We start from the raw sequence: 11,836 nt of genomic DNA, 5'->3' as shown, positions 1-11,836 counted from the left end.
AAAATGGTGCAATGCTTTTCCTGTTGTAGACGATCAACTAATTCTATAGTTTTTCATAAAAATATAATTGTAAAACATTGTAAAGCTTTGTTATTCTAATTAAGATAAAGGTAATTATAGTTCAATCCTAAAACAATATAGAAGAATGACATACTTAGGAGGAAAGCTGAATGAATTGGCTTGAACAGTATGAAAGATGGGTACAAGCAGACCAACTCGAACAGGAACTGAAGCAGGAACTGGAAGGGTTAAATGGTAAGGAAAAAGAATTAGAAGATCGTTTTTATAAAAGCTTAGAGTTTGGAACAGGTGGAATGCGCGGAGAAATCGGTGTTGGCACCAACCGTATGAATACATATACAGTAAGAAAAGCTTCTTTGGGTTTAGCTCGATTTATTTTGGCCTCTGGAGCAGAAGCAAAACAAAAGGGTGTTGTGATTGCGTATGATTCCCGTCACAAATCTCCTGAATTTGCGATGGAGGCTGCGAAAACACTTGCTAGCCAAGGAATCCAAGCCTATGTCTTTGAAGAGCTGAGACCAACTCCGGAGCTAAGTTTTGCAGTTAGGCATTTACAGGCTGTTTCAGGAATAGTTATTACGGCAAGCCACAATCCTCCAGAATATAATGGCTATAAGGTATATGGAGACGATGGTGGACAACTTCCGCCTGAGGCTGCAGACCTTGTCATTGCAGAAGTTAATAAGATTGAAAATGAATTGGTAATAGAAGTACAGGATGAAAAGAGCTTAAAGGAACTAGGGCTAATTAAAATAGTTGGTGAAGAAATCGATAAAGCCTATACGGAAAAGCTTTTAACCATTTCAGTTAATCCCGAACTAGCTAGTGAGGTAGGAAATGACGTTAAAATCGTTTTTACCCCTCTGCATGGTACAGCGAATAAACCAGTAAGAAGTGGTCTAGAAGCAATGGGATACCAGCAGATTAGCATTGTCGAAGAACAAGAACTACCTGATCCTGACTTTTCGACAGTCGCTTCACCAAACCCTGAGGAGCATGCCGCGTTTGAACTTGCGATTAAAAAAGGGAAAGCGATTAATGCTGATATGCTAATTGGAACAGATCCAGATGCTGACCGTCTTGGAATTGCTGTGAAAGATGAAAACGGAGAATATGTTGTGCTAACGGGGAACCAAACAGGTGCCATTTTCCTTGAGTATCTTTTATCTCAAAAGAAAGAGAACGGGACTCTTCCATCGAATGGAATCGTTTTAAAAACGATTGTTACTTCTGAGATTGGTCGTACGATTGCTTCCGCCTATGGTTTAGATACAGTTGACACGTTAACTGGGTTTAAATTTATCGGGGAAAAGATTAAAGAGTACGAGGAATCTGGAGAATACAGCTTCCAGTTTGGTTATGAGGAAAGCTACGGATATTTAATCGGTGATTTTGTCCGTGACAAAGATGCTGTTCAAGCAGCATTATTAGCAGTTGAAGTATGTGCTTACTACAAAAAGCAAGGTCTAACTGTCTATGAAGGCTTATTGGAAATATTCGAGAAATACGGATTTTACCAAGAGGGTCTGAAGTCTCTTACTTTAAAAGGTAAAGAAGGCGCTGAACAAATTGACTATATCCTCTCATCCTTCCGTCAAGATGCACCTACAGTGTTAGCTGGTAAATCTATTACGGTAATTGAGGATTATAAGACGAGTGAGCGTTACTTAACAAAAGAAGGTGAAACTGAAACCATTCACCTGCCAAAATCTAATGTATTGAAATATATTTTAGAAGATGGCTCCTGGTTCTGTTTACGTCCATCTGGCACAGAGCCTAAGGTTAAATTTTATTTTGGAGTAAATGCTCCGACTCTTGAGCAAAGTAAGCAGGATTTAGTGGACTTAACAGAAGCGTTAATGGCAAATGTTCAGGATTTAATCGAAGCATCAAAGACAAAATAATAGGCAATTTACACCTCTCTTCGAAATTTGAAGAGAGGTTTTTTATATGGGGTAGCAATGGTAGTTAACAAGTAACTTTGTGAAGTCGCAAGAAAAAAGGGCGAAAAACTTTAGAGGTAAGCACTCCATCATATCTACATCAAAAGTCGTAGTAAAAAAACCTTCAAATGACTGAAACCAAACTTTGGAAATGCTGATATACTAAAATGAGAGAAAGATGAGAGCGGGGATCAAAATGCGAGGCGAACAAAGGATAGAGGAGCTTCACACGTTAAAGGCGATTGCGGAAATTTTAAATGAAGCAACCGACCTAAAAGGAATGCTAAATTGTGCTTTAAGAGAACTACTTCATTTAACAGGACTTACTTCCGGTTGGATCTTCCTAATAAGCGAAAAGGGAGAATATCGGCTTGTTGCGGATGTTAATCTTCCTACGGCCTTGTTACGGGATGACAAACTTCCGATGTGTGAAGGAATGTGCTGGTGCGTTGATCGTTATAAACGAGATCGGTTAAGTCAGGCTGCAAACATTATGGAGTGTAAACGGCTAGAGGAAGCGATTGAAAATGGGTGGGGAGACACAGCAGGACTTACCCATCATGCTACTGTTCCCTTAATGGCTGGAGACGAGAAATTCGGTTTACTCAATGTTGCTTCTCCACAGAAAACATTATTGTCAGAAGAAGAGCTTGCACTACTAGAGGCAGTGTCCTTACAAATTGGGACTGCGATTAAGAGAATTAAGCTTGTGGAGAGAGAGCAGGAACATGCTTTATTAGGGGAAAGAAATCGTCTTGCCCGTGATCTCCATGATTCTGTGAATCAGCTGCTTTTTTCACTTATGCTCACAGCCCGTGGAACGAAAGAAATGACTGAAGATGAGAACGTAAAAGAAATGCTTGGCTACATACAGGAATTATCACAGGAAGCTTTACAGGAAATGAGGGCACTCATCTGGCAGCTTCGCCCACAAGGTTTGGAGGATGGAATTGCTAGTGCCATGATTTCTTATGGAAAGGTCTTGGGGTTATTGGTTGAGTTCAATGTTCGAGGTGTTATTGATATACCATCTAGGGTTGAAGAAACACTTTGGAGAATTGGTCAAGAAGCGCTTAATAATTGTAAAAAGCATGCTGGCACAAAATCTGCATGTATTGATCTTGAGGTAAAAGACAATGTGGTTAAAATGACGATTGTTGATCAAGGAACTGGTTTTCAATGGAATGATGACCGAAAAATACCATCCCTTGGTTTAGCAAGTATGAAGGAACGAGCAGAGTTGGTTAGAGGATATTTTCAGATAAAAAGTGAAATGGGAGTAGGTACCACGATTATAGTTACGATTCCATTTTAACAAATGCTGTTTTCATATACATTGGCGTTTTCGTAAAAATCCTAAAAGCCGGATTTTTACCTTCGTATCACGATTTTGCTTTACATTAAGAGAGTTGCTCTTTTCTATCTATATTCAATTTGCTTATAATCTGGTTGTACAACTAAATTAAATGTTACGCAAATAGCAAAGTTTTAGAAAAGTGCCTTAACAAAGGGAGAGAGTTAAAATGCCCATTAAAGTACTAATTGCTGATGATCATCATGTAGTAAGAAGGGGACTTCTTTTTTTTCTTAAAACACAGAAGGATATTGAAATTGTAGCTGAAGCAACAAATGGCAGGGAAGCATTACTGCTTGCCGAAAAATTTAGGCCCGATGTAATATTAATGGATTTAGTGATGCCAGAAATGGATGGTATAGAAGCGACGAAAAAATTAAAAGAAAAGTTCCCGTCAATAAAGGTGATTATTCTAACTAGTTTTTCGGATCAGGATCATGTCATTCCAGCAATTAAAGCCGGGGCAAATGGTTATCAATTAAAGGATGTCGAGCCTGATGAGCTTGTGCATGCCATAAAATCGGTTTATGAAGGACAAAGCCAGCTTCATCCGAAGGTGACAAACCATGTGATGACACACTTGATGCAGGGGCAACGTAAGGATACGAACTTATATGAAGAACTAACGGCCAGGGAACTGGAAGTACTTGTAGAAATCTCAAAAGGGAAAAGTAATAAAGAAATTGCGGCCTCGCTTTATATTACTGAAAAAACAGTAAAAACGCATGTGTCCAATATTCTGTCTAAACTTCAGCTTCAAGACCGAACTCAGGCAGCATTATACGCGGTGAAACAGGGGCTCTCTAGTTAAATCATAAGTAAAGGAAGGGCCAAAAGCCCTTCCTTTTATAGTTCCACATTAACTAAGCTTTCCATGTCGATGGATTGATTTTCTAGTGCGTGGTCAATGTATCTAAATAAAGAGTGTAGGTTGGTCTCAATGATTTTGTAATCACGTGAAAAATTATAAGCATGCAAGAAATGCTCTATTTTTTTGGATAAAAAATGATCCTTTGTGCGTACCATAAGGATTAATAAATTATCCCACTGTGATCGATGTGTATAGTACAAGGCTCGATCATAATCATGTATGTTCATGGATGACTTAAACCTCCTTTTGTTTCTGACCAAGCAATCCATGCTTGTACCTTCAAGTTAAAGGAGTATTTATAGTGTACGGTATTTTGAAGTATTTAAGCGTGGCAGTGACTGTAAATGATGGGAACAAAGAAATGTATGATGTAAAAGCTTGAAATGAAGAAGGAAAGGAGAGTTTCACTTGCGTGTCTTCCCAATCTTACTATTATTGGTATTTTTTACAATTCAGCAAGCCCATGCAGAATGGTCAAACACCATACCAATCGATCAAGTTTATACGCCAATGGATTTAAACGAGGATATTGAAGCTTTTAGTGATAAATATCCTCATCTTCTACAAACTGAAGTAATTGGTCATTCTTCTTATAATCAGCCTATTTGGGCGATCAAGCTTGGAAAAGGAGAAAATCACATCCTTATCCATGCATCACATCATGGAAGAGAATGGATAACTTCTATGATTGTGATGAAAATGATTGAAGAGTATGCCGAAGCCTATAAGAAAGGCAAAAGTTATCAGGAAATCCCGACTGCTTTATTGGATAAGGTCTCTATTTGGTTTGTACCGATGGTTAACCCAGATGGAGTGGAAATTCAGCAAAATGGGCTATCCCAAAGCTTAAGCATAGATCCCCATGATTTACTACTGATGAACGGTGGTAGTGTGGACTATGCGAGATGGAAGGCTAACGGAAAAGGTATTGATTTAAACCGCCAGTATCCAGCAGGGTGGGGAGAATTAGCAGGCAGCTCACCGTTTCCTTTTTATCAGCTTTACAAAGGAACAGAACCGCTAATCGCTCCGGAAGTAAAGGCTCTTGAACAATTCACCAGAAAAATCAACCCCGAAATTGCAGTAGCCTACCATTCATCAGGGAGAGTAGTCTATTGGTATTATCAAACAAATATCGGACATGTTATGCGGGACTGGAGGATTGCCAATCATGTTGCAGAAACAACAGGATACAAACTTGATAAGCCAGTTAAGACTGCTACAGGTGGAGGGTTTACAGATTGGTTCATTCAAACATTTGAAAGACCTGGTCTAACGATTGAGGTTGGATATGAGGTGAATGAAACAAATCCTCCTTTATCCGTTTTAAAAGAAGAATGGCAAAGAAATCGTACGGTTGGATTATTACTTATAAAAGAGGCTTTAAACTTAATAAAAACAACTGAATAATACAAAGGAATTCGTACATACTAACTCCAACACTTGTTATGATTTTGGAGGTACTTTGTACATATGAACAAACGCATTGCATTTTCATTGGTTCTTTTCGCTTTCTTGATTGGTTTGACTTCTTCCTATTTTTTTCATGATTCAATTGGTGTAGCCGAGCAACCAGATTATGCTAAATGGGGTAAGATGGCAATAACGGTGGTAAAAGAAAATTATACCGAGCAGGAAGTTAGTGATTATAAATATGAAGGACGAAAACAGCTATCAGATAGCAAGGCAGAGGATCAATTTTTATTTGAAGTCAAACAAGATGAGAAAAAACACTATGTTAGAGTAATCATTACATTCAATTCAAAAACCGATACATTACAATCACTTCAGTTAATTGAAGTTAAGTAAATTACTCTCTAGAAAGCAGTTGAATTCACATGTGAATTTAGACTGCTTTATTTTATTTTTCAAATGAACTCTTCTACTAGACATCAAGTGAATTTTATTCATTCCTTCTTGTAATTATCTATCTGTTTTCATCTTTCTCTCTTTTTAATCATAGATTGTGATAAGCGATCAAAAAGGGGAGATGAGCATGAGAACCGATGAGAAGAAATTACAATATGCCATTGAAGAGATAACGGAGATTGCAAAAGGATTCGGCCTTGATTTTTACCCAATGCGATATGAAATCTGTCCTGCTGATATTATTTATACATTTGGTGCTTACGGGATGCCGACACGGTTTTCTCATTGGAGCTTTGGGAAACAGTTTCACAAGATGAAGCTTCATTATGACTTAGGATTAAGTAAAATTTATGAGCTGGTGATCAATTCAAATCCTTGCTATGCATTTTTATTAGATTCAAATTCACTAATTCAAAATAAACTAATTGTTGCACATGTATTAGCTCATTGTGATTTCTTCAAAAATAATTGTCGTTTTGAAAATACGAAGCGTGATATGGTTGAAAGTATGTCAGCCACAGCAGAACGTATTGCCTATTATGAACATGAATATGGAAAAAAGGAAGTTGAAACCTTTCTAGATGCAGTCTTAGCTATTCAGGAGCATATTGACCCATCTTTAATGAGACCCAAACTAGCATATGACTTAGAGGAAGAAGAATATGAAGAAACAAAGTCATCGAGTCCATATGATGATTTGTGGTCATTAGATCAGCAACAAGCCCCGAAAAAGAAAGTCAAACGAAAGAAGAAATTCCCACCTAACCCTGAAAAGGATATTCTTTTATTTATTGAAGAATATAGTCGTGAACTAGAGCATTGGCAACGTGATATTCTAACCATGATGAGAGAGGAAATGCTCTATTTTTGGCCACAGCTGGAGACGAAAATCATGAACGAAGGCTGGGCTTCGTTCTGGCATAACCGAATCATTCGAGAGATGGATTTAACTTCAGATGAAGTGATTGAGTTTGCTAAGCTTAATGCAGGAGTGGTTCAGCCTTCAAAAACAAGCATCAATCCATACTATCTTGGTTACAAAATGTTTGAAGATATTGAAGAACGCTGGAACAATCCAACAGAAGACATGCAAAGACTGGGTGTAAAGCCAGGCTCAGGAAGAGAAAAAATGTTTGAGGTGCGCGAAATCGAATCGGATATTTCATTCCTTCGTAATTACCTAACCAAAGATCTTGTGATGCGAGAGGATATGTACTTATTCCAGAAACAAGGAAAGGATTACAAGGTAGTTGATAAAGAATGGGAAAGTGTTAGAGATCAGCTAGTGGGGATGCGTGTAAACGGAGGATTTCCTTATATTACCGTAAATGATGGAGATTATTTAAGAAACGGGGAACTCTATCTTAAACATTGGTATGAGGGGATTGAACTGGATCTCAAATACCTTGAAAAAGTACTACCCTATATTCATCAGCTTTGGGGTCGAACCGTTCATATGGAGTCTATGGTGGAAGGTAAGGGAGTCATGTTTACTTATGACGGCAAGGGGATTCATCGGAAGTATTTATAAATAATGAGAAAATTGCTGAGCAATCAGCAATTTTTTTGTGCTCTTATCTTGAAGATTTTAGTGGAATAGTCCTATTTTATAAGGCTAATTAACTAATAATAAGAAAACTAATTGACATTGATTATCATTTTCTATTATACTTCGTTTTGTAAGCAATAATGATAATCATTATCATTATTGCTGTTAAAGAAAACACTTAGGGGGAAAAGCATGAAAAAGTCTTTGAAGTTTTTATTATTTTCAGTCATGGCATTTGGATTAGTCCTTGCTGCAGGTTGTGCGCAAAAAGAAGAAACTGCAACTGAGCCAGAGAAGACAGATGTAAAAGAGGAAACAACTTCGGCAAGTTCAGAAGAGGAAGTGAAGGACAAAGGTGAAGTTAACCTTTATACTAGCAGACACTATGATACAGATACAGAGCTTTACAAAAAGTTTGAAGAAGAAACAGGTATTAAGGTAAATGTCATCCAAGGTGATGGTAGTGAATTGATGGAACGTCTAGAGCGTGAAGCGGAAGCTACTGAAGCAGATGTATTTTTAACTGCAGATGCTGGTAACTTAGCTCGTTTGAAAGAAAAAGGGTTAACGCAAGCTGTAACGAGTGATGTGTTAGAAACTAATATTCCTGAAAAACTTCGTGATGTTGATAATGAGTGGTTTGGTTTAACAAAGCGTGCTCGTGTAATCGTTTACGCGAAAGATCGTGTAGATCCATCAAATTTATCAACTTATGAAGACTTAACAGATGCAAAGTGGCAAGGAAAAGTATTAATTCGTTCATCTGAAAATATCTATAACCAATCTTTATTAGCTTCATTTATTGAACTAAATGGTGAAGAACAAGCAAAAGAATGGGCAGCAGGTGTAAAAGCTAACATGGCTAGAGAACCACAGGGTGGAGATACAGATCAAGTGAAGGCGGTAGTTGCTGGTGAAGGAGATATCGCAATTTCTAACACCTATTATGTAGGTAGACTACTTAATTCAACGAACCCAGAAGAAGTAGCAATCGGAGAGCAAGTTGGAATATTCTTCCCTAACCAAGATACTACTGGAACACATATTAATATTAGTGGTGCTTCAGTCACAAAGCATGCGAAAAACGTTGAGAATGCAATTGCGTTTCTTGAGTTCTTATCTGATTTAGAAGCACAATCAGCATTTGCAGAAGGAAATAACGAGTACCCTGTAAATGAGTCAGCAACAACTTCTGAGACATTAAAATCTTGGGGTGAGTTTAAGGAGCAAGATATTAACCTAACTATACTAGGTGATAATAACGCTCGTGCGATTCAACTCTTTAACGAAGTTGGCTGGAAATAATAAATATACAAATCATAAAGCCGTATCCCCACTATAGGGATACGGTTTTACCTTTATAAAGAAAATGGTTGAAAACGATATTCATTTTCAATTAGATTATCTGTATAATATAAAATGTAATTTGATATAAATGTATTGTTTTAGTTGAAGGATGTGTCAAAAGTGAGGTTAGTACATCAAGCGAAGCGTCAACTGAATGTATGGGCAATTCTTAGTTTTTTATTTGTTCTAGTCATCTTGTTGCCGAACCTTTTAATTGCCACTCATTTCTTTGCACCCCCGAATGAGAACTGGCAGCATATAAAAGAATATTTATTACTAGATATCGTTTCTAACACTGTGATTCTAATGGTATTCACTGGTTTATTTACCACGATTACTGGAACGAGCTTAGCATGGATTGTAACGGTTTATCAGTTTCCTTTACGGAATTTTTTTAGATGGGGATTGATCTTACCCTTGGCGATTCCTCCGTTTATTGGCGCCTATACGTATCATGGAATCTTAAATTATACAGGGATTATACAATCAACATTACGAAATCACTTCGATATAAAAGTTAACCAGGACTATTTCAATATTATGACGATGCAAGGGACTATTTTTATTTTTACGATGTTTTTATTTCCGTATGTATTTGTTATAACAAAGAGCTTTTTTCAAAATCAGTCTTCTTCTATTATCGAAAATGCCACGCTTCTAGGTGGAGGGCCTTTTGAAATATTTTTCCGTGTGATCTTGCCAATTTCAAGAGCTGCAATTGTTGGTGGAGTAACAATTGTTATGTTAGAGGTCATTAATGATTATGGTGTTGTTAAATACTTCGGCATTCAAACATTCATTACATCTATTTTTCAAACTTGGTTTGCGATGGATGATGTTGATTCTGCATTTAAATTAGCGGGATCACTAATGATTGTAGTAATCGCCGTCCTAATTTTTGAAAAGTTTCTTAGAGGAAGAAAAAGATATAGTTACACGACAACTAAAATTAGACCCATCCAGCCTAAGCAAGTAAAAGGTGCTAAGGGTTGGCTACTAATGGGATACTGTTTAACAATCTTCAGCTTTGCTTTTGCGATTCCATTTGTTCAACTCATTCATTGGATTTTTATGACTTATAGAAGAATAGTATCAATAGAATTTATCGAGTTAGTAAAGAACTCATTTTTTGCTGCATCGATTTCTGCCATTATTGTGGTTGTGGTTGGGCTAGTCATTGCCAATTATACTCGAATCCACCAAGGAACGGTTCCAAAAGTCTTTTCTAAAATTACAGTGCTCGGTTACTCTGTACCAGGTGCCATTATTGCAATTGGTGTCATAACGGTATTTTTAGCTTTGGATCAGTGGATCTACTCTATATTTGCCTTTTTTGACGAAAATCCAATTATTGTTTTTAGAACAAGTGTGGTTATGTTAATTTCGGCATACGTTATTCGTTTTCTTGCGGTTGGATATAATTCCATTGAAGCTGGGTTTGAGAAGGTTGGTACGAGTTTTACCGAAGCTTCTAGGACTCTTGGAGCTTCAACAATAAAAACTTTTTTTCGTGTAGATATTCCAATGGTACGTGGGGCAATTATGGGCGGGTTTATTCTTGTCTTTGTTGATATCTTAAAAGAACTTCCACTTACGATGCTATTACAGCCTTTTAATTTTCATACGTTAGCAACAAAAGCTTTTCAATATGCTAATGATGAAATGATAAGTGAAGCGGCATCTGCATCCATGTTAATTATCTTAATAAGTGGAATTTGTATCTTCTTCTTTCATAAAGTGCTCGATAAGGAGGGGCAAAGCTAATGTTTGTAGATATAAAAAACTTACAATATACATACAAAAATGCTAGCGAACCAACGATTAAGGATTTCTCCTTACAAATAAAAAAGGGTGAAATTGTCTCAATTCTCGGTGAAAGTGGGAGTGGTAAAAGTACTATTTTAAGATTAATTACTGGATTGGAAGTACCTAACAGTGGTTCCATATCCATTAACGACCGGACGATTTTTGATAAAATGACGTACACTCCACCTGAAAAAAGAGAAGTGGGTATGGTGTTTCAAGACTATGCTCTGTTCCCACATATGACAGTTACCAATAACATCAAGTATGGTTTACGAAAGATGAACCAAAAGGAAAAGAAAGATAGAATCAATGAAATGTTGTCTTTAGTGAACCTCTCTAAGTTTAAGGACCGTTATCCATATGAATTAAGTGGAGGTCAGCAACAGCGTGTTGCACTTGCTAGAGCATTAGCTCCAGCACCTTCATTATTAGTTTTCGATGAACCGTTTAGTAACCTAGATACTTATCTTCAAATTAGAATTAGAGATGAGTTAAGAGAAATCTTAAAGAAAACAGGTATTACTTCTATATTTGTCACTCATGACCAGGAAGATGCAAAGGTACTTGCAGATGAAATTATTTATCTTGAAAACGGAAAAACAATCTGGAATGGGACTCCTGATGAGTTGCTACCCTATTCTCAAGCTAGCGAAGTAAAACAAGCGAATCTTTTTAAACCTAAAAAAGTAAATAACGGTTAGACATTCGAGAGTACGGCATAATTTCTGTACTCTTATATGTTAAATTAATTAAAAGGGAAAGGCTTGAGCATCATAGGGATGCTTCAGTTTCTTACATAAAGGGTGATCATGTGAATACTAAAACTTCTGAAAAAACAACCAATGGTAAAGCAATAGGTAGTTTATTGATCGGAATTGTTTCCATCTTTGGTCTAATTTTTGTTGAAGAAGGAACGCTTCTGAGTATAGTGGGACTAATGCTTGGAGTTATTAGTCTAAAAGAAACCAAACAATTTAAACAAATAGGAAGAAAAATAGCACTAGTTGGTATTGCATTTAACTTGATCGGGTTAATAAGTATTGTTGTTAGTTATATAATTTAAGCTTAGGGCCATC

General features: G+C 36.9%; 11 protein-coding genes. 10 read left to right on the top strand and 1 reads right to left on the bottom strand.

Going from position 1 to position 11,836, the window contains the following annotated elements:
• Positions 1–170 precede the first annotated feature (170 nt).
• The 3 genes from M1D60_RS17640 (at position 171) to M1D60_RS17630 (ending at position 4,129) form a co-directional block, all read left to right on the top strand.
• A complete protein-coding gene (locus M1D60_RS17640) occupies positions 171–1,925 on the top strand; it encodes a phospho-sugar mutase (protein ID WP_456276141.1) in 1,755 nt (584 codons plus the stop codon).
• A gap of 235 nt (positions 1,926–2,160) precedes the next feature.
• Positions 2,161–3,279 (top strand): GAF domain-containing sensor histidine kinase, encoded by a 1,119-nt coding sequence (locus M1D60_RS17635; RefSeq protein ID WP_456276140.1) that lies wholly within the window; start codon positions 2,161–2,163, stop codon positions 3,277–3,279.
• Positions 3,280–3,487: 208 nt separating this feature from the next.
• Positions 3,488–4,129, top strand: coding sequence for a response regulator (locus tag M1D60_RS17630; RefSeq protein WP_456276139.1), 642 nt, complete (start codon positions 3,488–3,490; stop codon positions 4,127–4,129).
• A 35-nt stretch (positions 4,130–4,164) separates the two neighbouring features.
• Here M1D60_RS17630 and M1D60_RS17625 read toward each other — a convergent pair whose 3' ends face one another.
• Complete coding sequence (locus M1D60_RS17625) at positions 4,165–4,416, bottom strand: YhdB family protein (RefSeq protein ID WP_456276138.1); 252 nt, start codon at positions 4,414–4,416, stop codon at positions 4,165–4,167.
• 181 nt (positions 4,417–4,597) lie between these two features.
• On the opposite strand from M1D60_RS17625, the gene M1D60_RS17620 reads away from it, so the two are divergent.
• The 7 genes from M1D60_RS17620 (at position 4,598) to M1D60_RS17590 (ending at position 11,823) form a co-directional block, all read left to right on the top strand.
• A complete protein-coding gene (locus M1D60_RS17620; RefSeq protein WP_456276137.1) occupies positions 4,598–5,599 on the top strand; it encodes a M14 family metallopeptidase in 1,002 nt (333 codons plus the stop codon).
• A 63-nt stretch (positions 5,600–5,662) separates the two neighbouring features.
• A complete protein-coding gene (locus M1D60_RS17615) occupies positions 5,663–5,998 on the top strand; it encodes a DUF3889 domain-containing protein (protein ID WP_456276136.1) in 336 nt (111 codons plus the stop codon).
• 187 nt (positions 5,999–6,185) lie between these two features.
• Positions 6,186–7,589 (top strand): SpoVR family protein, encoded by a 1,404-nt coding sequence (locus M1D60_RS17610; protein WP_456276135.1) that lies wholly within the window; start codon positions 6,186–6,188, stop codon positions 7,587–7,589.
• 210 nt (positions 7,590–7,799) lie between these two features.
• Positions 7,800–8,912, top strand: a complete 1,113-nt coding sequence (locus M1D60_RS17605; RefSeq protein ID WP_456276134.1) for a Fe(3+) ABC transporter substrate-binding protein — start codon at positions 7,800–7,802, stop codon at positions 8,910–8,912.
• 162 nt (positions 8,913–9,074) lie between these two features.
• Positions 9,075–10,718: an ABC transporter permease gene (locus tag M1D60_RS17600; protein WP_456276133.1), complete on the top strand. Its 1,644-nt coding sequence runs from the start codon at positions 9,075–9,077 to the stop codon at positions 10,716–10,718.
• A complete protein-coding gene (locus M1D60_RS17595) occupies positions 10,718–11,461 on the top strand; it encodes an ABC transporter ATP-binding protein (RefSeq protein ID WP_456276132.1) in 744 nt (247 codons plus the stop codon). The genes M1D60_RS17600 and M1D60_RS17595 overlap by 1 nt, the downstream gene beginning before the upstream one ends.
• Positions 11,462–11,571: 110 nt before the next feature.
• Positions 11,572–11,823 carry a DUF4190 domain-containing protein gene (locus tag M1D60_RS17590; protein WP_456276131.1) on the top strand — a complete coding sequence of 84 codons (252 nt, stop codon included), beginning with the start codon at positions 11,572–11,574 and terminating at the stop codon, positions 11,821–11,823.
• The last annotated feature ends 13 nt before the right edge of the window (positions 11,824–11,836 follow it).

It is taken from the genome of Bacillus sp. AK128 (assembly GCF_053903075.1).
Note: the sequence above shows the minus strand (reverse complement) of the source record. Positions and strands in the feature narration are given on the sequence as shown.

What these genes read in the sequence shown, in the direction of transcription:
- M1D60_RS17640 (WP_456276141.1), top strand. Translation starts at nt 171, where the DNA reads ATGAATTGGCTTGAACAGTATGAAAGATGGGTACAAGCAGACCAACTC.
- M1D60_RS17630 (WP_456276139.1), top strand. Translation starts at nt 3,488, where the DNA reads ATGCCCATTAAAGTACTAATTGCTGATGATCATCATGTAGTAAGAAGG.
- M1D60_RS17635 (WP_456276140.1), top strand. Translation starts at nt 2,161, where the DNA reads ATGCGAGGCGAACAAAGGATAGAGGAGCTTCACACGTTAAAGGCGATT.
- M1D60_RS17610 (WP_456276135.1), top strand. Translation starts at nt 6,186, where the DNA reads ATGAGAACCGATGAGAAGAAATTACAATATGCCATTGAAGAGATAACG.
- M1D60_RS17625 (WP_456276138.1), bottom strand. Translation starts at nt 4,416, where the DNA reads ATGAACATACATGATTATGATCGAGCCTTGTACTATACACATCGATCA.
- M1D60_RS17615 (WP_456276136.1), top strand. Translation starts at nt 5,663, where the DNA reads ATGAACAAACGCATTGCATTTTCATTGGTTCTTTTCGCTTTCTTGATT.
- M1D60_RS17605 (WP_456276134.1), top strand. Translation starts at nt 7,800, where the DNA reads ATGAAAAAGTCTTTGAAGTTTTTATTATTTTCAGTCATGGCATTTGGA.
- M1D60_RS17595 (WP_456276132.1), top strand. Translation starts at nt 10,718, where the DNA reads ATGTTTGTAGATATAAAAAACTTACAATATACATACAAAAATGCTAGC.